Annotated in this window: 18 protein-coding genes; 14 read left to right on the top strand and 4 right to left on the bottom strand. The window is 69.7% G+C overall.

Going from position 1 to position 20,196, the window contains the following annotated elements:
• Positions 1-65: 65 nt before the first annotated feature.
• From ACL03I_RS16375 to ACL03I_RS16345, 7 genes are all read left to right on the top strand, one after another.
• Positions 66-1,748: an ATP-binding protein gene (locus ACL03I_RS16375; RefSeq protein ID WP_412806361.1), complete on the top strand. Its 1,683-nt coding sequence runs from the start codon at positions 66-68 to the stop codon at positions 1,746-1,748.
• A complete protein-coding gene (locus ACL03I_RS16370) occupies positions 1,730-2,401 on the top strand; it encodes a response regulator transcription factor (RefSeq protein WP_412806360.1) in 672 nt (223 codons plus the stop codon). The genes ACL03I_RS16375 and ACL03I_RS16370 overlap by 19 nt, the downstream gene beginning before the upstream one ends.
• Before the next feature lie 363 nt (positions 2,402-2,764).
• Positions 2,765-3,817: a Gfo/Idh/MocA family protein gene (locus ACL03I_RS16365; protein ID WP_412806359.1), complete on the top strand. Its 1,053-nt coding sequence runs from the start codon at positions 2,765-2,767 to the stop codon at positions 3,815-3,817.
• A gap of 85 nt (positions 3,818-3,902) precedes the next feature.
• On the top strand, positions 3,903-4,793 hold the full coding sequence (locus tag ACL03I_RS16360) for a bile acid:sodium symporter family protein (protein WP_364433495.1): 891 nt from the start codon (positions 3,903-3,905) through the stop codon (positions 4,791-4,793).
• Between the two features lie 85 nt (positions 4,794-4,878).
• Positions 4,879-6,591, top strand: a complete 1,713-nt coding sequence (locus tag ACL03I_RS16355; protein WP_412806358.1) for a serine/threonine protein kinase — start codon at positions 4,879-4,881, stop codon at positions 6,589-6,591.
• A gap of 152 nt (positions 6,592-6,743) precedes the next feature.
• Complete coding sequence (locus ACL03I_RS16350) at positions 6,744-7,538, top strand: M50 family metallopeptidase (protein ID WP_355076378.1); 795 nt, start codon at positions 6,744-6,746, stop codon at positions 7,536-7,538.
• A 146-nt stretch (positions 7,539-7,684) separates the two neighbouring features.
• The gene (locus ACL03I_RS16345) at positions 7,685-8,608 is read left to right on the top strand and encodes a DUF5995 family protein (RefSeq protein WP_412806357.1); all 924 of its coding nucleotides are present in this window, start codon (positions 7,685-7,687) and stop codon (positions 8,606-8,608) included.
• Here ACL03I_RS16345 and ACL03I_RS16340 read toward each other — a convergent pair whose 3' ends face one another.
• Positions 8,609-9,094 carry a gluconokinase gene (locus tag ACL03I_RS16340; RefSeq protein WP_412806356.1) on the bottom strand — a complete coding sequence of 162 codons (486 nt, stop codon included), beginning with the start codon at positions 9,092-9,094 and terminating at the stop codon, positions 8,609-8,611. It abuts the gene before it with no gap.
• Between the two features lie 343 nt (positions 9,095-9,437).
• On the opposite strand from ACL03I_RS16340, the gene ACL03I_RS16335 reads away from it, so the two are divergent.
• Together ACL03I_RS16335 and ACL03I_RS16330 are read left to right on the top strand one after the other, a co-directional pair.
• The gene (locus ACL03I_RS16335) at positions 9,438-10,601 is read left to right on the top strand and encodes a PucR family transcriptional regulator (RefSeq protein WP_355076383.1); all 1,164 of its coding nucleotides are present in this window, start codon (positions 9,438-9,440) and stop codon (positions 10,599-10,601) included.
• Positions 10,602-10,683: 82 nt separating this feature from the next.
• Positions 10,684-11,607: an LLM class F420-dependent oxidoreductase gene (locus tag ACL03I_RS16330; RefSeq protein WP_355076384.1), complete on the top strand. Its 924-nt coding sequence runs from the start codon at positions 10,684-10,686 to the stop codon at positions 11,605-11,607.
• 3 nt (positions 11,608-11,610) lie between these two features.
• Here the strand turns inward: ACL03I_RS16330 and ACL03I_RS16325 are convergent, their stop codons facing one another.
• Complete coding sequence (locus ACL03I_RS16325; RefSeq protein WP_412806431.1) at positions 11,611-13,611, bottom strand: CocE/NonD family hydrolase; 2,001 nt, start codon at positions 13,609-13,611, stop codon at positions 11,611-11,613.
• Between the two features lie 218 nt (positions 13,612-13,829).
• Here ACL03I_RS16325 and ACL03I_RS16320 point away from each other — a divergent pair, with 218 nt between their 5' ends.
• From ACL03I_RS16320 to ACL03I_RS16300, 5 genes are all read left to right on the top strand, one after another.
• The gene (locus ACL03I_RS16320) at positions 13,830-14,726 is read left to right on the top strand and encodes a dienelactone hydrolase family protein (protein WP_355076388.1); all 897 of its coding nucleotides are present in this window, start codon (positions 13,830-13,832) and stop codon (positions 14,724-14,726) included.
• Positions 14,727-14,839: 113 nt separating this feature from the next.
• Positions 14,840-15,949 (top strand): PQQ-dependent sugar dehydrogenase, encoded by a 1,110-nt coding sequence (locus ACL03I_RS16315; RefSeq protein WP_412806355.1) that lies wholly within the window; start codon positions 14,840-14,842, stop codon positions 15,947-15,949.
• A gap of 81 nt (positions 15,950-16,030) precedes the next feature.
• Positions 16,031-16,477, top strand: a complete 447-nt coding sequence (locus ACL03I_RS16310; RefSeq protein WP_355076391.1) for a MarR family winged helix-turn-helix transcriptional regulator — start codon at positions 16,031-16,033, stop codon at positions 16,475-16,477.
• A gap of 2 nt (positions 16,478-16,479) precedes the next feature.
• Complete coding sequence (locus tag ACL03I_RS16305) at positions 16,480-16,902, top strand: organic hydroperoxide resistance protein (RefSeq protein ID WP_355076393.1); 423 nt, start codon at positions 16,480-16,482, stop codon at positions 16,900-16,902.
• Positions 16,903-16,918: 16 nt separating this feature from the next.
• Positions 16,919-17,905 (top strand): zinc-binding dehydrogenase, encoded by a 987-nt coding sequence (locus ACL03I_RS16300; protein WP_355076395.1) that lies wholly within the window; start codon positions 16,919-16,921, stop codon positions 17,903-17,905.
• Here the strand turns inward: ACL03I_RS16300 and ACL03I_RS16295 are convergent.
• Together ACL03I_RS16295 and ACL03I_RS16290 are read right to left on the bottom strand one after the other, a co-directional pair.
• Entirely contained in the window at positions 17,893-19,452 is a 1,560-nt protein-coding gene (locus tag ACL03I_RS16295) for a phytoene desaturase family protein (protein WP_412806354.1), read from the bottom strand. The two genes, ACL03I_RS16300 and ACL03I_RS16295, sit on opposite strands and share 13 nt — an antisense overlap.
• Before the next feature lie 79 nt (positions 19,453-19,531).
• The gene (locus ACL03I_RS16290) at positions 19,532-20,167 is read right to left on the bottom strand and encodes a TetR/AcrR family transcriptional regulator C-terminal domain-containing protein (protein WP_355076399.1); all 636 of its coding nucleotides are present in this window, start codon (positions 20,165-20,167) and stop codon (positions 19,532-19,534) included.
• Positions 20,168-20,196: the final 29 nt, after the last annotated feature.

The following is a 20,196-nucleotide window of genomic DNA, read 5'->3' as shown; positions in this document are numbered from 1 at the left end:
GATATGCGGGTTTTGCGCATTCTGCTCATGCGCGGCGCGCGGTGGTCTGCGCCTATGCTGCGGCCATGGCCACTGAGGGCGCGCGGGCCGTGCGGTTGCGGACCCAGGTTCTGCTGTCGCAGATCCTGGTCGTCGCGCTGACGCTCGGTGTCGCGTTCGCGGTGTTCGGCTATCTCAGTGATCAGCGGCTGCGCGACGCCTACGGTCAGCGCGCGCTTGCCGTCGCGCGCACCGTCGCCGCCGACCCGGTGGTGCGCGCCGAGGTGGCCAGGTACGCGCCGGGCGCGGTCGATCCGGGCGTGCGCCAGGAGCTGGCCACCGGCCCGCTGGAGCGGCTCGCGGTGGACGCGACCCAGCGCAACAACGCCCTGTTCGTGGTGATCACCGATGACGCGGGCATCCGCCTGGCGCATCCGGACGCCGCACGGCTCGCCGAGCACGTCAGCACCGATCCATCCGAGGCGCTCGCGGGCCGCGAGTCGATCACCGAGGAACGCGGCACGCTCGGCGACTCGGTGCGCGCGAAGGTCCCCGTCACGGCGCCCGGCTCCGATCGTGTGGTCGGCGCGGTCAGCGTCGGCATCGCCACCGACGCGGTGCACGAGCAACTGCTCGGCGACCTGCGCACAGCGGGCGGCCTGGTCGCGGTGGCGCTCGCGGTCGGCATCGCCGGATCGATCCTGCTCGCCCGCCGCTGGCGCGGGCTGACGCTCGGGCTGGAACCCGACGAGCTGGCCGAACTGGTCCGGGGGCAGGCCGCGGTGCTGCACGGCATCGGCGGCGGCGTGCTCGCCGTCGACGCGTCGTGGCGCACGACCTTCGTCAGCGACGAGGCGCGCAGGCTGCTCGGCATCGCGCCGGACATCGGGCGCCCGGTCGACGAGATCGGGCTCACCCCGCGAGTGCTGGAGGTGTTCCGCGACCTCGATCGGCAACCCGCCTCGGCGACGGTCGGTGCGAACGTCGTCATCGTCTCGGCGCGGCGAGTCAGCCGGGACGGCCGTGATCTCGGCGCGGTGCTCACCGTGCGCGACCGCACCGACGTGGAATCGCTGACCAGGCAGCTGGACGCGGTGCAGTCGATGAGCACGGTGCTGCGCGCGCAGCGCCACGAGTTCTCCAACAAGATGCACCTGGTCAGCGGGCTGCTGCACAGCGGGCATGTCGAGGAGGCCGCGCGGTCGGTCGACGAGCTGATCGGGGCGGGTCCGCTCGGTCCGGCGACGCCGGGCATCGATGCCATCCACGACACGTATCTACAGGCATTCCTGGCCGCCAAGGCCGCGCACGCCAGGGAGAACGGGGTGGAACTCGTGCTCGGGCCCAACACCTGGGTCGAGGGCGATCTCGCCGATCCGGTGGACGTGACCACCGTGCTCGGCAATCTGCTGGACAACGCCATGGAGGCCGTGCGCGCTCGGGAGCGGCCGGTGCGGCAGGTGGAAGTGGAACTGGTGCAAGAGGATTCGACGCTGCACATCACCGTCGCCGACAGCGGCGACGGTGTCGCGCCCGACCTGGTGGACACGCTGTTCACCGAAGGGATCTCGACCCGCGACGACCTCGGCGTCCCCGGTGGGCGCGGGGTGGGCCTCGCCCTGATCCGCCAGATCGTCCGCGCCCACGGCGGCGAGGTGCGCCTGTCGAGTCCCGGCGGCGGCGAGCCGCCACTGACCGGCGCGGAGTTCATCGCACGCATCCCCGGGGTGCTCGCGCAGAGCGAGGTGTCATGGCCCCGCCGTCCCTGACCGTCCTGATCGTCGACGACGACTTCCGGGTGGCGAATCTGCACGCCGGGATCGTGCAGGCAATCCCGGGTTTCACGGTGGCGGGCACCGCCAATACCCTCGCCGCCGCGCGGCAACTCGTCGCGGCGCGGCCGATCGACCTGGCGCTGGTGGACGTCTACCTGCCCGACGGATCCGGTATCGATTTCGTCCGCGAGCTGCGCTGCGACGCCATGGTGCTCACCGCGTCGACCGAGAGCGAGTCGGTGCGCGCCGCCGTCGCGGCGGGTGCGGTGTCCTACCTCGTCAAGCCCTTCCCGCATACCGAACTCGCCGCCCGGCTCGCCGCCTACGCCCGCTACCGGCGCATTCTCGCCGTGCCACAGGTCGACAACGCCCGGGTCGCCGCGGCGCTGCACGCGCTGCGTCCTTCGGTCACCGCGAGCCCGGCGGCGACCGTGGTCTCCCCCACCAAAGACGCTGTCCTGCAAGCAATTCTCGATGCGGGCACGCCCCTGTCCGCAGGAGAGGTAGCGAGCGCCATCGGCATCTCCAGGGCCACCGCCCAGCGCTATCTCGCCGCACTCGTCGCCGGCGGCGCGGTGCGCATGAGCCTGCGCTACGGCAGCACCGGGCGGCCCGAACAGGAGTACTCCGCCGCGCCGCCGCATTGAGCCCCGCGCTGGGCGGGAAGAACCGGCCCGCGCGCGGCCGGTCCGGCGGGTCGTCCCGAACCTCGCGCAGTGTCCACCGGCCACCATCGCCGCACGCGCCAGAACGTCGCAGGTCGACAGCCGGACCATCGGCGGCCGACATCCGCTCGACCGGCGCACGACGCGGCACCTACACGGCCGGGCCGATGCGTCTCCGTCTGCCGGACATACGATCCGATCGTCACCGGACCACCGGTTGCGGCAGCACAAGAGCGAACGGTCCGATCCACTTCGGTGGCGCGCCGCTCGAGGTGGCGCTCCTCGGCCGACCAGCGCCTACGTGGTGAAGCCTGATGCGGTCTTCAGCGGCGGTAGCGTCGGGTTATGAGCATCATCGAGGTCGCCGTTGTCGGCTACGGCCTGGCCGGATCGGTTTTTCACGCTCCGCTGATCGCCGCGCAACCGCGGATGCGGGTCGCTGCCGTGGTGACCTCCTCGGAGGAGCGTGCCGAGCGGGCGCGCGCCGAACATCCCGGTGTGCGTGTGGTGCCGCACGCCGAGGAGTTGTTCGCCACGCCGGACGGCATCGATCTGGCTGTGATCGCGACACCGAACCACACGCACGCGCCGCTGGCCGGGCAGGCGCTGGAGGCCGGGCTGCCCGTCGTGGTCGACAAACCGTTCGCGGTCGCGGTGGACGACGCCGAAGATCTGGTCCGGCGCGCGGAGCGGTCCGGCCTCGCGTTGTCGGTCTTCCAGAACCGGCGCTGGGACGGCGACTTCCGGACGGTGCGTGAACTCGTCGAGACCGGAAGACTGGGCCGGGTGCGGCGTTTCGAGTCCCGGTTCGAACGGTGGCGTCCGGTGCCGAAGGGCGGCTGGCGGGAGGTCGGCACGGACGAGGAGGGCGCGGGCATCCTGCTCGACCTCGGCAGCCACTTGGTGGACCAAGCCGTGACCCTGTTCGGCCCGGTGGCTTCGGTGTACTGCGAGCTGGACCGGCGGCGGGAAGGGATCACCACCGACGACGACGCGTTCGTCGCGCTCACCCACACCGGCGGTGTCCGCTCCCACCTCTGGATGAGCGCCGTCGCCGCGCAACTCGGCCCGCGTTTCCGGGTGCTCGGATCGGAAGCCGGGTATGTGACCTACGGGCTGGACCCGCAGGAGGAAGCACTCCGATCCGGTCGCCGCCCGGGAAACGATTCCCCTTGGGGCACAGTCGATGCCGAGCACTGGGGCGTGCTCGGCGCGGAACCGGACTTCGCCCCCGTGCCGACCGCACCCGGCGCATACCCCGATTTCTACTCCGCCATGGCCGCCGCGCTGCTCGACGGCGCTCCGGTGCCCGTCGACCCGCGCGACGCCGTCACCACCCTGCGCCTGCTGACGAAAGCACGCGAGTCGGCGGCGCTGGGTGTGACCGTCACCGCTTGATCGGGGCTGGCCACCTTCGCCGCGACTCGATAACGTCGGTCCCCGGGATCGGCCGGTCCGGGCCGCCCTGTGAGAGGAGACCCGAATGGGTACAACGGTTTTCGCCGTGCTGCTGCCGTTGGCGCTGGCCTTGGTGATGTTCGGGCTCGGATTGACCTTGACGACCGACGATTTCGCGCGCGTGCTGCGGTATCCGAAAGCGGCGGTGATCGCGCTGGCGTGCCAGATGGTCCTGCTGCCCGCGGTGTGCCTCGGCCTGATCCGCCTGTTCGGACTGGAAGGCGCGCTCGCGGCGGGCATGCTGCTGCTCGCGGCGTCGCCGGGCGGAGCGTCGGCCAACCTGTTCAGTCACGTCGCCGGGGGGAACGTGGCGCTGAACATCACACTCACCGCGATCAATTCGGTGCTCGCGGTATTCACCCTGCCCGTGGTAGTGGCGCTGTCCTACGCCTTGTTCCTGGACGGCGAGGGTTCGGTCGGACTGCGGCCGGACAAATTCGCGCAGGTCTTCGCCATCGTGCTGGTGCCGGTCGCGATCGGCATGGTGGTGCACCGGCGGTTCCCGGAGTGGTCGCGGCGGATGCGCGGTGCGGTCAAGATCCTGTCCGTCGTGGTCCTCGCGCTGGTGATCGCGGCCGGAGTGGGCTCGAACCTGGACATCCTGACCGAGCACATCGGAGAGCTGTCCGCGATCTGCCTGACCTTCGCCGTGATCAGTCTGGCCGTGGGCTATTTCCTGCCCCGGCTGTTGCGGGTGGAAGCCGATCAGGCGATCGCCTCGGCCATGGAGATCGGCGTGCACAACGCGGCGCTCGCGATCGCCGTCGCCGCTTCGGTATTGGACAACGACACCATGGCCGTTCCGGGCGCGGTGTACGGGGTTCTGATGAACATCCCGGCGGCGATCGCCGCGTATCTGCTGGCCAGGCGGGCGCGACGAGAGCAGCCCGCGCCCGCGCCGAGCATGGCGGGTTAGCCCGGGCAGTTCGCCGCGCGGACATGGGCGGTCCCGGTGGGTAGCCTCTCGGAGGGTCGACGCCACGAAGGGAGCCAGCTGCGCGATGCAACCGCTCGGCACGAACGATCCGGCCCGGATCGGGGACTATCGCCTGCTCGGCGTCCTCGGTGCGGGTGGTATGGGCCGGGTCTACCTCGGCCGGAACCCAGGAGGGCGCACCGTCGCGGTCAAAGTCATCCGCCCGGACATGATCGACGCCGAATTCCGGCAGCGCTTCCGGCGCGAGGTGGCCGCCGCGCGCCGGGTCGGCGGACAGTTCACCGCGCCGGTGCTCGACGCGGACGTCGACGCCGATCCCCCGTGGCTGGCCACCGGTTACGTGGCGGGATTCTCGCTGGCCGACGCGGTCGACCGGTACGGACCGTTCACCGAGAACGCGCTGCTCGTGCTGGCGCACGGGCTGATCGAGGCAGTGACCGCCGTCCACCGGGCCGGTGTGGTGCACCGCGACCTCAAACCGTCCAACGTTCTGCTGGCCCTCGACGGTCCCAAGGTGATCGATTTCGGCATCGCCCGCGCCGTCGACGACAGCAAGCTCACCACGACCGGAAAAGTCATCGGCTCACCGGGATTCATGTGCCCGGAGCAGGTGACCGGCGATCCGGTCGGCCCACCCGCGGACGTCTTCGCGCTGGGCGGCGTCCTGGTGTTCGCGGCGACCGGCCACGGACCGTTCGGCGTCGGCGAGACGGTGCAGATGCTGTGGCGGGTGGTGTACGAGCAGCCGCAGCTGGATGACGTGCCGGAGCGGCTGCGCCCGCTGGTGGCCGCCTGCCTGATCAAGGACGCCGCGGCTCGCCCGACTCCGGACGAGCTGTTCGCCCAGCTCACCGCACTGGGCATCCCCGACCGCGGCGGCTGGCTGCCCGCGCCGGTGCTCGAGGAGGTCGGCCGACGCGCGGTCGAGCTATTGGACCTGGACTCCGGCGCATTCGACCGCAGCCAGTTCTCCGCGCCCGCGGATAGGGCGCGTACGGCCGACACCGTGGTCCGCCCCGCGCCACCTACCTATCCGCGGTACGCGCAGGGCGATCCCGGACGGTCGGCACACAGACCGACGCACTATCCCGGCTCGCCGCAGGCGGCCGCCACGTCCATGGGGCAACGGATTCAACCACCCGCGCAATACGATTCGCCCGGTGGTCCGGTCACCACCCCGGCACCTCGCGCACACAGTCCGAACCGCGTCCTGCTGGTCGCGGGAGCCCTCGTCGTCGGCATCGCGGTCGCCGTGGCGGCGTTCGTGGTCGGCGCGCAACTACGGCGCGATACCGCGAACTCGATCGCGCAGACCGCGACGCCGACCGACAGTGATTCTCCGACGTCCACCACCCGAGGCGGCGGCGACGCTCCGACGGCTACCGCCACGCAAGCCGGTGACGGGACGCCGACCAGCGCAGGCCCGTCGGGCACGAGCGTTCCGAACGCACTTGTCGGCGAATGGCAGGGTGTCGCGCGGGACATTCTGGGCAGCTACGACATCGTCGTGCGGATCAATCCTGGGAACGTCGGCGAGCAGGTCGGAGAATCGACCAATACCGGCAGATTCGCGCATCTGCAATGCGGCCGGTCCGAAACGCTCACGTCCGCCACGGCCAACGGTGTGGTGCTGACCGCCAGACTCACCAAGGATCCCGGCGGCTGCAACGATGACGGCGCGACGTCCCGGTTGGAGTTGCGACCTGACGGGACGCTCTCGTACCGAACCCAGGGTGTGGCAGGGGATATGACCGGCACCCTCGATCGCACCGGCTGAACGGCGCGGGCGACTGATTCAGGGGCGACGAGCGGCGCACCGGCCCTCCACGAGAGGACGCGGCGAGGCGAGCCGCACGCGTTCGGCTCCGACGTCCCAGCGTCGAACCCATGCCCCGAGCGCTGTCGTCCGCGGGCGGTTAAGGTGCGGCGGTGGAAAGAGCGGAATTCTTCGAGCGCGGCGCTTCCATCGCCGATCGTCTGACGACGACGCAAGCGCAGCCGCCGTGGTGGCTGGTGGTGGCGGCCGCGGTGGCGGCGCTCGTGCTGGTGGGTTACACCCCGATCTGGCGGTTGACCCGCAATATCGTCACCATCGCGCACGAAGGCGGGCACGCCCTGGTCGCCCTGCTGACCGGCCGCAAGCTCAACAGCATCCGACTGCATTCCGACACTTCGGGGCTCACCGTGTCGAGCGGGAAACCCTACGGCCTCGGGATGATCCTCACCACCATGGCCGGTTACCCCGCACCGCCGCTGCTCGGTCTCGGATTCGCCGCGCTGCTGGGCGCGAGCCGGATCACGCTGATGCTCTGGACCGCCATCGTTCTGCTCGCCGCGCTGCTGATCAAGATCAGGAACGTCTACGGCGCCATCACCGTGCTCGGCCTCGGCGCGGTGGTCTTCGTGGTCTCCTGGTTCGGCACCGACACGCTGCAAGCGGGGTTCGCCTACCTGGGGGCCTGGTTCCTGCTGTTCGCCGGGGCACGGCCGGTGCTGGAGCTGCAACGAAGCCGCTCCCGGCAGCAACGTGCCCGCTATCACGAGGTCGACTCCGACGCCGATCAACTCGCCAGGCTCACCCGGCTGCCCGGCCTGCTGTGGGTTTTCGTGTTCGGCGCGATCGCCGTGGGTGCGTTGTCGCTCGGCGCGTGGCTGCTCGTCTCCGCCATCGCCGAAGTCTGCCTGCCGGGCGCGCCCTCCGGGTCCTGCTTCGCCGCTCACTGATCGCGGCGCTGCGCGGTCCGGTCGGCTCGGTTAGGCTTCGAACTCGCCCTGTGCCAACGCCTTACCTACGGCGATGGCGCATCGCCGATGCGCACCCGCTTCGGCCGTCCGACGCAAGTTCGCGATTCACGACCTCCGGAGCCAGCATGGCGAGCCTCCTCGCGCGCACACCGATCAGCACTGCGCGACAACGATTTCCGATACTGGCCATGGCCGTCACCGCGCTGCTCGCCACGATTGCGTTCCATCCGGCCACAGGCCTCGCCGCGACGGCCGACACCGCCTGCGGCACACCGTTGACACCAGAGGAGACAGCCGCGATCGCGCGGCTGTCCGATACCGAGGCACCGGCTGGTTCCTCGTTGTGGCAGCTGGAGCAGGCCATCGACCGCCACCGGCAGATCACCGAAATCCTGGTCCGCCACCGCGACCTGCGCGGTGTGTTCGCCTTGGGGCTCGACGCGGTCGAGCAGGCCGCCGTCCTGCCGCTCCAGCGCGATCCCGCGTCGTTCGACGACCCCGAATGGGCGCACCGGATCAGTCTCGAGCTGCTGTCGCGTTTCCTGCGCGCGTTGCACGCGGAATTCACCGGCGCACCCGCCGAACCGCACTGGGCGCACTACTTCGAGTTGACCCGTCGCTGCGAGTTGCCCCCGGCCCGAGTGGCGATGGCCGGTTACGACGCGCATCTGACCGTCGACCTGTCCTATTCCGTCGCGGCGGTCGGCGGCACCGCCGCCAACGCGCGCGACTATTTCCGCATCGTCGACTCGATCGCCCAGCAGGGCGCGCTGATCGTCGACGAGACCAAGGCGTTCTACGGCGGTGACCTGGGACCGCTGTGGCGCTTCTACTTCGTCGGGGAGGGCTTGGACGCGGTGCTCGGCCGAGGCGTGGCGACCGGTCCGTTGCTCCGGCTGGCCGACGCGGGCGCCAACGTCGTCATCTTCGCGAACGGGATCGCCTTGCAGGACCCGGCGGCGGCACCCGCCGTCACCGCCGAGATCGACGCTTTGTGGCGCGGGCTCGATCTCGGTTTCGATCTCCTGTCCGGCCTCGGCGGCCTCTGACTACCTCTTCAGCGCCGCCACGGCGTCCCGGATCACGTCCTCGGGCGGTCGTGTCGCGTCGAGGGTGTCGCCGCGTTCGTCGGCCGCGAGCCGCTCCAGCGTGGCCAGCTGGGAATCCAGCAGGCTCGGTGGCATGAAGTGCCCACCGCGGCCCGCCATACGGCGCTCGAGTTCCTGCCGTGGCACGTCCAGATGCAGGAAGAACGCGTGGGGGGCCGAGACGCGAAGCCGGTCGCGATAGATCCGTTTCAGCGCGGAACACGTGACGACTGCTCCCTTCCCTGATCGCCCGGCCATCCAGGCGGCCAAGGCATCGAGCCAGGGTGCGCGGTCGGCATCGTCCAGCGGCGTCCCCGCCGCCATTTTCGCGACGTTCGCGAGCGGGTGGAAGTCGTCGCCGTCGGCGTACTCGACCCCCAATACGTCGGCCAAGCGGGTACCGACCGTTGTCTTTCCCGAACCCGACACCCCCATCACGACAATCATCGGCACATCGCGCACTCGAACCTTCTTCCCTGATGGTGACGGATCTTCGTGCGGCATTGTCATCCGCAACAACGTAGCGGCTGATTGCTTCGTCGGCCCGTGCAGTGACGATTCGCGCCGCCGCCGATACATTTCAAGGACCGAGACTGTGCGATGTCACGACCTTCTGTGAATTCGAATTCGACTTCGTATCACGCTATTTCGTGAAACGCGCGGACGACTGGATGGGAAGTACCGAATGTTTGCGACGACGCAAGGCACCGGCCTGGTCCGACATCCGAACCGCGACCGCGCGCTCGACCCACACATGGTCGGCGGCGGAGGCGGTCGCTGAGGGACCGGCATGCCACCCACACGCGGCACCGCCGAGCCCGTCCCGGCCACCGAACACATCGTGCGACACCTGCTCGGCATCATTCCCCGCCGGCACGTCGAACAGGGGAATCTGCTGCGGGAGGAGATCCGCGCCACCGTCGCCCACTGCCTCGACCTGGCCACTTCCCTCGCCCCCGCACAACCGGCCCGCACGGTCGGCATCTTCGCGGCCGCCACCCGGTGGGCGGGCGTCGGGGTGCGCATGGACACCGTCCAGCATCTGGTCCACGAAGGTTTCCGCCTGTATCTCGACGAGTACCTGCGTGATTCGAACACGCCGCGGCACAACGACATACGCAGGCTCTTCGACGCCCTCCACGCGGTCACCACGACCGTCTCGCTCGCCTACCTGTCCGTCGCCCCCGCCGACGAGCAGACCGCTCCGCACGCCGTCGCCGCCGCACTGCTGCGCGGGCACCACCCTGCGAAGGTCTACCGGGAGTACGGCATTCCGGTCGCCGACCGCTACACCGTGCTCGCCGTGGCGGTCGACCGGCCCACCGAGGAGAATCCGGGCCGCCCCGCGGAAGGGCACAGCATCCGGCAACGCATGCAACTCTGCCTCGCGGTGCACTGCGGCAGGCACGTGCCCAGCCTGCTCAGCGCGATCGGCGGAACGATCCTGGTACCGGCGGCGCCGGTCGCCGCGGACCGCCTCACCGACTTGGTCGCCGCGCTGGCCGCGGTGGTGCCCGCGCCGCTCACCGCCGCCGCCATCGCCGCCGAGGCCGAGCAGATTCCCGGCGCCGCCGACCAGGCGCACGAACTGCTCGACATGGTTCGTCGCCTGCAGAGCCCACCCGGCCTGTACCGCTTCGAGGATCTGGCCCTCGAATACCAACTCACCCGGCCGGGCCCGGGACGCGACCGGCTGGCCGCCCTGCTCGATCCGCTGGAGGGGCATCCGGAGTTGGTCGAAACCCTGCGCGAACACATCCGCAACGACTTCAACCGCAGGCGCACCTCCCGGACGATGTATCTGCACCCGAATACCGTCGACCATCGGCTCAAGCGCATCGGCCGCCTCACCGGCTTGGACACCGCCGTTCCGCACGCGCTCTACCGATTGCGCGCCGCGCTCATCGCACGGACCTACACGCAACCGCCGGGGCCCGAACGGTCCGCGCGATGATCTCTCAGCGACCGCATCACCGGGCCGACCGCGCCGCGAACGCCCCGATTCGGATTCCGGCCGACCGACTAGGGTCATCGACATGGAACTACGCATCTTCACCGAGCCGCAGCAGGGTGCGAGCTACGACACCTTGCTCACCGTCGCCAAGGCCACCGAGGACCTGGGCTTCGACGCGTTCTTCCGCTCCGACCACTACCTGAGCATGGGCGGCGCCGACGGGCTGCCCGGCCCCACCGACGCCTGGATCACGCTTGCCGGTCTGGCCAGGGAGACCAAGCGGATCCGGCTGGGCACACTGGTCACCGCCGCCACCTTCCGGCTGCCTGGCCCGCTGGCGATCCAAGTGGCGCAGGTGGACCAAATGTCCGGCGGCCGAGTCGAATTCGGTTTGGGCAGCGGCTGGTTCGCCGAGGAGCACGCCGCGTACGGCATCCCGTTCCCCGCCGACAAGTTCGCCCGGCTGGAAGAACAGCTGGCCATCATCACCGGGCTCTGGGCGACCAAACCCGGCGACACCTTCAGCTATGACGGAAAGCACTTCCAGCTCACCGACTCCCCCGCCCTGCCCAAGCCGGTGCAGGACCCGATCCCGGTGGTGATCGGCGGGCAAGGCGCCACCCGCACCCCGCGGCTGGCCGCGCAATACGCCTCCGAGTTCAACATGCCGTTCTCCTCCATCGAGGACAGCACGCGGCAGTTCGACCGGGTGCGCGCCGCCGCCGAGGCATACGGCCGCGCCGCCGACGACCTGGTCTACTCCAACGCGCTGGTGGCCTGCGTGGGCGCGAACGACGCCGACGTGGCGCGCCGGGCCGAGGCGATCGGCCGCGAGGTGGACGAGCTGAAGACCAACGGCTTGGCCGGCTCACCCGCCGAGGTGGTGGACAAAATCGGCCGGTACGCCGAGATCGGCACCAGCCGCATCTACTTGCAGGTACTGGACCTGAGCGATCTCGAGCACCTCGAGCTGATCTCCGCGCAGGTGCAGTCGCAGTTGTCGTAGCGCTCAGTCCAGCGGACGGTTGGTCGGCACCACGACGAAGCTCGGCGCCGACGGGTCGAGCTTCAGGTGTTGCGGCTTCAGCTCGGTGTTGTTGAGCATCGGCCGGAAGGCCAGCGCCTTCGGCGAGTTACCCGCGAAGACGTCGATCCGCAGCCGGTGGCCGGGTTGCAGCACCGCTTGGGTGGGAATCACCGCGATGTCCAGCGCCACCGGCTCACCGGGCACGACCGGCCGCACGCTGTCCAAGGTGATCGGATTGAACGGTTCGGTCAGGTCGCCGGTCGGTGTGCGGCTGCTCTTCTGCTCGTCGACGGCGCGCAGCGATGCGGTCAGCTGCCCGGTGGACAGCACCTTCGAGCTCCCGTCGGGCGCGACGTCGTTCATGGTGACGCTCCAGTAGCCGTCGGTGGCGTCGTGCACCGCGTTCAGATGCACGTTCACCGGCCCCGAGATGACGGTGGGCTCGGTCGTCGGCGCGCTGGTGAAGGTCAGCGCGTTGCGCTCGGCGATGCGTGAGTCCTTCGCGCACACGTCCAGCACCGCCGCCATCCCGGCCGAGCCCTGCGCGGTATCGCGGGAACACGCCGAGGCGACGCCCGGCGCCACCGTCAGCGTCTGCCGTTCGCCGGGAGCGGTCATCGTCAACGATCCGTCGTACACGGCCTTTCCGGCGGTGCCGCTCGGCTCGGCCGACAGATACACGCGGCGGTGGTTCAGATCTTTCTGCGGGAACTGGCCGAGGGAGATCCAGCCGCCGCCTTGTTCCCACACGGTGATCGGCCCGAAATCGCCCAAGCCGTGGTCGGTGTCCTTCAACCACTTGTCGAACCAGATGCGCTGCAACACGTCCAGCCGCGGCGGCGCCCCCGGAATACCGGTTCCCGCACCGGGATTCGCGTGATAGGTGTCGCCGACGACCAATTGTTTCTGTCCCGCGGGCAGCGGAATCGCGTTGTACAGCTTCGTCGCGCTGTTGGCGAAGATGTCGTGCCAGCCGCCGTAGACGAAGGTGGGCACCGTGATGCGCTCGGGATGACCCTCGATGCCGCGCCGGAAATAACTGTTCTCGTCCAGCGCGTCGGCCAGCGCGGGCGGCACGTGATCGAGCGACGGTGTTAGCAGCGCCTGGGCCAGCAGGTCCACGTTGCTGGCCGGATCGGACATCCGTTCCTGCAGCCACCCCCAGTCGAAGGTGCCCTTCAACATCGACTGCACGTCGGGAATCAGCTTCAGCTGGTTGACCGTGCTGAGCCACATCGGAAGGAACGTCGTCCCCACGCCGCCGCCCGGCGCGACGACGTCGCGCATGAGGTCGCTGCCCGGCTCCACCGGGAAGATCGCCCGCAACGGCGCGGGGGCGTTCTCGGCGGCGCGCAGCTGGTTGATTCCCGAATAGGAGCCGCCGCTCATCCCGACCCGGCCGTTCGACCAAGGCTGGGCCGCCGCCCACTCGATCACCTCGCGGGTGTCGAGCTGTTCCCGCTCGCCGAGGGTGTCCCATGCTCCCTGGGAGAAACCGGTACCTCGCACGTCGGCGACGACCTGCGTGTATCCGGCGCGGATCAGATCGCGATCCAGACCGAGCACCGTCTGCACGGTGCCGCCGTCGACCGCGTGCAGCAGATCGCCGAAACCACTGACCGGCGTGCGTGACAGATTCACGCGATTGACCAGCCGCACGGTCAACGGCTGCAACCCGGGCACCGCGAGCGCCGTGTCGATCAGGTTGGTCATGAGCTTGGTGTACGGCGTGAGATTGACGATGGTCGGCAGCGGCTGCCGCTCTACCTCGCCGCCCTCCTTCACCGGCCGGTAGACGTTGGCCTTCAACACGACACCGTCGCTCATCCGGATCGGCACATCCCAGTCGATGTGCACGTCGGCATACGGTTGGGGACCGTCGTGCAACGCCGTCCACCGCACACTGTGGGCATCGACCGACGGCTCCGCGGCCGCGGGCACCGACACGAATCCCGCGGTCGCCGTTACCGCGACCATGGCCATCGTCCGGATCGCCCTGATCGTCGTTCGTCTCACGCCACGCCCCGCTGCCATCTCGCTCCCTCGACCGGTGTGCGGACCGACTATCGATCGCCCGATTGGGCGACAACGTAGCAATCTTCCGGCGAATAACGCGGGAGGTGCGGTCGGGCCGGTTTGTCGCGAGCGAACAGACGGTGAATGCCGCGTCGCCACCGACGATGCGGCTTAGGGTGGGACACATGACGCCGCTGCAGCGCTACATCGCGGAGGAGATCGCGGCCGATCACGCCGACGGGCTGCTCACCCGGCGAGAGGCGGTGCGCAGGCTGGGGCTGCTCGGGCTCGGCGCCACGGCCGCCGCCACCCTGCTGGCCGCCTGCGCGAACTCCGACACCGGTATCACCGATTACTCGCCCTCGCCCACGTCGCCCCCGACGCCACCGGGATCCGCCACCGCGCTTCCGACGAGCGCCGTCACCTTCGCCGGTCCCCGCGGGACGCTGCAAGCCGCGTGGGCGGCGGCGCCGCAACCACGGGGCGGTGTGCTGGTGGTCCACGAGAACAAAGGTCTCACCGACCACATCCGTTCGGTGACAGGGCGTTTCGCGGGGGCCGGATATTCCGCGCTCGCGGTCGACCTGCTGTCCGCACGAGGCGGAACCGCGACGTTCGCCGATCCCGCCGAGGCGACCGCCGAGCTGAGCCGGATCCCGCAGGACCAGCTCGTCGCCGACTTGCGCGCCGGACTGGACGAACTGCAGCGGCGGGTCGAGGAAAAGAAGCTCGGCGCCACCGGTTTCTGCTTCGGCGGCGGCCTGACCTGGTTGCTGCTGGCCTCGGGCCCGTCTCAGTTGGCCGCGGCGACACCGTTCTACGGGCCGTTCCCGGACAACGGCGATCTGACCGCGTCGAAAGCCGCGGTGCTCGGCATCTACGCGGCGGCCGACGCCCGCGTGAACGCCTCCCGGGCCGCCGCGGAAGCGGCACTGGCCCGTTCGGGCAACCCGCATCAGATCTTCACCGCCCCCGATGCCGACCACGCCTTCTTCAACGACACCGGTCAGCGGTACAACGCGACGGCCGCCACCGAGGCTTGGCGGCGCGTGTTGGACTGGTACGGAACGTATCTCGGCTGATGCGAACCGGATCGGGCCGTTCTCTCGGCGTCCGGAGCCTCTTCACAGGCCCGGATTCCGACCGGCGGTTCCGCTGGTCAGCCCGGCACGCGCACGCTTGCGACAGGAGGCTTGTGGCACCGAGACGGTGCCATACCCGCACGACCATCGCCGCACTCCTGCTCGGCGCGGCGCTGACTGCCTGCGGAAACGACAGCTCGACCGCACCGAGGAGCACGCCTCCGGCGACGCGCACCGCCGCGCCGAGCAATCCCGCCGGACGACCCGACCTCGACGCCGCCGAGGAAATCGCCGGTAACCTCGACGTGCCGTGGGGGCTGGCCTTCCTGCCCGACGGCGCGGCGCTGGTCGCCGAGCGGGACTCCGGACGGATCCTGCGTATCGGTACCGGCAGTGCGCCGCAACAGGTGTATCAGGTGCCCGGCGTGACCGCCCGGGGCGAAGGCGGACTGCTGGGGCTCGCCGTCGCGCCGGACTACGCCGAAAGTCATTATGTCTATGCCTATTTCACCGCCGATACGGACAACCGGATCGTCCGGTTCCGGCTCGACGGCCCACCGGAGGTGCTGGTGGCCGGGATCGCGAAGGCCGGGAATCACAACGGCGGGCGAATCGCGTTCGGGCCGGACGGCATGCTCTACGCCGGGACCGGCGACGCCGGGCAATCCGGACGATCGCAGGATCCGGCGAATCTCAACGGGAAGATCCTCCGTGTGACGCCCGAAGGCCGCCCGGCTCCGGGCAATCCGTATCCGGGCTCGCCGGTCTACAGTCTCGGCCACCGCAACGTGCAGGGTCTGGCATGGGACCGCGACGGGCGATTGTTCGCGGCGGAATTCGGGCAAGACCGGTTCGACGAGATCAATCTGATCGAGCCCGGCCACAACTACGGCTGGCCCGAGGTCGAGGGGTCGGGTGGCGCCGACCGCGGCTTCACCGATCCGCTGCTGACCTGGACCACCGCGGAAGCCTCACCGTCGGGGATCGCCATCGCCGGGGACACCCTGTACGTCGCCGCGCTGCGCGGCCGTCGGCTGTGGACCGTGCCGCTCGCGGACGGCCGCACCGGTGCACCCCGTGCCGAATTGCGCGACCGGTACGGCCGGTTGCGCACGGTGGCGGTCGCGCCGGACGGAGCGTTGTGGCTCACCACCTCCAACACCGACGGTCGGGGCGAACCGGTCAGCGGTGACGACCGCGCCCTTCGCTTCCCGGCCCGCTGAGCCTCGCCGACGGTCGCGGTGTGACGAGCACCACGGACACTTATGTTGTGCACAACCGAATTGCTCACTACATTATTGCTCATGACCGATCACCTCACCCTCGACGAGCAGCTCTGCTTCCCGCTCTACGCGGCGTCCCGGGCGATGACCGCGGTCTACCGCCCGAAGCTGGAACGGCTCGGGCTCACCTACCCGCAGTACCTGGTGATGCTCGCGCTGTGGGAGCGCGACGAACGCAGCGTCGGCGACGTCTGCCATGCGCTCGACCTGGATTCCGGCACGCTTTCCCCGCTGCTCAAGCGGCTGGAGGCCGGGGGCCTCGTGGAGCGGCGGCGGTCGGCGTCCGACGAACGCCGCGTCGACATCCGGCTCACCGACCGAGGACGCGCCCTGCGCGCCGAGGCGGGCGACATCCCGGCCCAGATGGGCGAGGCCAGCGGCTTGTCCATGGACGACATCGCCGCATTGCGCGACATCCTGCGCCGACTGACCGATTCGCTGAAATCTCAGCTGAACGAAGGAGAATAGACATGCCGATCCTCTACACCGCCGAGGCCCTGGCCAGCGGCGACGGACGCAACGGCCGCGCACGCACCACCGACGGCAAGCTCGACCTGAATCTGTCGGCTCCCAAGGAACTGGGCGGCGACGGCGAGGGCACCAATCCCGAGCAGCTGTTCGCGGCCGGGTACGCGGCCTGCTTCCATTCGGCGCTGCGCCTGGTCGGCAAGCAGGTGAAGGCGAACATCGACGACTCCGCGGTCGGCGCCAAGGTCGGGATCGGGCCGAACGACGCGGGCGGCTTCGGCCTTGCGGTTACCCTGGAGGTATCGCTCCCCCATCTGTCCAGGGAGGACGCGCAAGCGCTCGCTGACAAAGCACACCAGGTCTGCCCGTATTCCAACGCGACCCGCGGCAACATCGACGTCCAGGTCCTCGTAGCCGAGGACTGATCGAGAAGGAGCGGATATGCGTGCCGTAGTCATCGAACGGTTCGGTGAACCGAAGGATGTACTGACCACCGCCGAACGCCCGGTCCCCGAGCCCGGCCCGGGCGAGGTGCGACTCGCGCTGATCCTGTCACCGATCCACAATCACGATCTGGCCATCGTGCGTGGCGTGTACGGCTACCGGCCCGAGTTGCCCGCCATCCCGGGCAGCGAGGCGGTCGCGCGGGTAGACGCGGTGGGTCCCGGCGTCACCGACATGTCGGTCGGACGGCGCGTGACGGTATCCGGTGCGATCAATGTGTGGGCCGACTACTTCGTGGTCCCGGCCCGCCAGGTCATCCCGTTGCCCGACACGGTCTCCGACGAGACCGCGGCCCAACTGCTGGCCATGCCGTTGAGCGCGCTGATGCTCATCGAGGACCTCGGGCTGCGGTCCGGCGAGTGGCTGGCGATCAACGCCGCCAACGGCGCGGTCGGCAGGCTCGTCAACGTCTTCGCCCGGCAGCGCGGTCTGCGCGTGCTGAATCTCGTTCGCGGCCCAGGCTCCGTCGCGGCGCTGCGGGAACTCGGCTACGAGCCGGTGCTCGACACCGAGAGCGCGGGCTGGCGTGACCAGGTGGACGCCGCCACCTCCGGTGCGCCGATCGTCCGGGCCGTCGATCAAGTGGGCGGTCGCGCCGCGGCCGACGAACTGGCATTGCTCGCGCCCGGCGGTCAGCTGATCTCCTTCGGCGCGCTCTCGGGCAAGCCGCTGACGCTCGATCCGGGCAGTCTCATCTTCGGCCAGGCCGTGGTCAAGGGCTTCTGGGGCTCCAAGCGGATCGAGGAGATCGGCGCGGACCAGCGCGGACGGCTGATCAGCGAACTGATCGATCTCGCCGCTCGCGGTGAGCTGCGGCTGGACATCGAAGCCGCCTACCCGCTCGAGGCCGCGGCGGACGCCGCCGTCGCCACCGAGACGCCGGGCCGCGCCGCCAAGATCGCGCTGCGGGGTCAGCCCGCCTGACCGGCGTTCAGCACGGCCATCGCGGCATTGTGCCCGGGAATGCCGCTGACGCCGCCGCCCCGGATGGCGCCCGCACCGCACAGGAACACGTTGCGGTGGCCGGTCGCCACGCCCCACCGGGCGCCGGGGTCGGCCGGGTCGGCGTCCTCGGGGAGGTAGGGGAAGGCCAGGTCCCGGTGGAAGATGTGGCCACCGGGCAGGCCGACCTCACCCTCGAGTTCGATCGGCGTCTTCGCCTCCAGGCAGGGCGCGCCGTTCTCGTCTCTCGCCAAGCAGTCCGCGATCGGTTCGGCGAGCACCGAATCGAGTTGCGCCAAGGTCGCTTTCACGAACTCTTCTTTCGCCGACCCGTGGTCGGCGGCGAAGAGTCTCGCGCGAGCGTGCAGTCCGAACAGGGTGAGCGTATGCGCACCCTGCTCAGCCAGGTCCGGTGCCAGGATCGTCGGATCGGTCAATGTGTGGCAATAGATTTCGGCGGGCGGCGCGGACGGAATGCGGCCGATCGCGGCCTCGCCGTAGGCGCGGTCGAGTTGGGCGTACGACTCGCCGATGTGGAAAGTACCGGCGAATGCTTCCCGTGGCTCGACTTCGGCGTCGCGCAATCGCGGGAGGCGGCGCAGCAGCATATTGATCTTCAACTGCGCACCCTCGGGCTTCGGTGGCAGCGGCTCGCCGAGCAGCCCGGCGAGCGTATACGGCGCGACGTTCGCCAGGACGTGGCGCGCTCCGATCTTTCCTTCTTCGTATCCAACTTCCGCTGTGTCGCCGTCGGTTTCGATGCTCGTCACCGTGCAGTCGGTGACGATCTCCGCGCCCGCTTCCCGCGCGGCCGTGGCCAGTGCGTCGGTGAGCGCGCCCATGCCGCCGATCGGCACGTCCCAGTCGCCGGTGCCGCCGCCGATCACGTGGTACAGGAAGCAGCGATTCTGCCGCAGCGACGGATCGTGCGCATGGGTGAACGTGCCGATCAGCGCATCGGTGAGCACCACGCCGCGCACCGTGTCGTCGGCGAAGGTCGACTCGATCGTCTCACCGAGCGGCCGCTCGAACAGTGCTTCCCAGGTGGCCGCGTCGTCCACGATGTGCCGTAACGCCTCCTTCGACACCAGTGGCATGGTCAGCGTCGGAAAGACCCGCCGGGCCAACTCCCCCATATTCGCGTAGAACCGCTGCCATGCGCGGAATTCCGTATCCGAGCCGGTCAGCCGCGTGAAACTCGCCTCCGTCCTGGCCTGCGCCGACGAGACCAGCAGACCGCCCTCCCGTACCGGCGTGTAGGACGAGACCTCCCGCCGCCGCGTCTCGAACCGCAAGCCCAAGTCCGTCACGATCGACCACGGCAACAGGCTCACCAAATACGAGTACCGCGACAACCGCGCGTCGACGCCCGCGAACACCCGCTCCGATACCGCCGCCCCGCCGGTATGCGGCTGCCGTTCGAGCACCAGCACCGACCGCCCGGCCCGAGCCAGATACGCGGCGGCCACCAACGCGTTGTGGCCGCCACCGACGATCACGACATCGTAGGAAGAGCGCGTCGGCGTCATGGATTCTCGATAGCACGAATCGGCGTCGGGCGACAGCGTCCACGCCTACCGCCACGGCGTGGCGATCCGGCCGGGGCAGTCAGCGCAGTCGGGCCGCGAGCCCGTCGAGGACGACGCCGAGTTGCCGTTCGAACCTGCTGTCACCGTCGTCGCGGAGGTGCCCGGCGGCCTTGACCAGTTCGGCGCCTTCACCCAGCCACTCATCGCGTTCGGCGAGCGAGTACCGCGCCGGGTCGACGTCGGCCGACTGGCTGCGCTCCTGTTCCTCGATAACGAAGCCGACGACGTACGCGGTGACCAGGTCGAGGGCATCGTCCGCCTCCGCCAGTGCGAACCCAGCCGCTGTCAAGCGCGCGAGCCAGGATTCCTTCGCCCGCACCACTTCGGGGTCGGAGAAGCGCGTGCCGCTGAAGATGCGCGCGCCGTCCCGGTGGCGCAGGTATTCCGCGCGCAAGACGCGGGCGTAGGCGGCGACGTCGTCGCGCCAGTCGGCGCCGGAAGCGATCGCCGAGAGGGCGTCGGTGACGCGGCGCATCACGAACGTGCTCATCTCGTCGAGCAGTTCCTGCTTGTCGCGGACGTGCCAGTACAGCGCTGGGGCCTTCACCTGGAGCCGGGAAGCGAGCGCGCGGACGGTGAGCGCATCCATGCCCTTCTCGTCGAGCAGTTCGAGTGCCGCCGCCACGATCCGTTCCCGGGTGATGCCCTTTGCCACGGTTGACACCTTAACAAAGTTCAGGAAAG

Source organism: Nocardia sichangensis (assembly GCF_047200615.1).
Classification (GTDB): Bacteria; Actinomycetota; Actinomycetes; order Mycobacteriales; family Mycobacteriaceae; genus Nocardia; species Nocardia sichangensis.
This window is presented reverse-complemented; position numbering and strand designations above follow the sequence as displayed.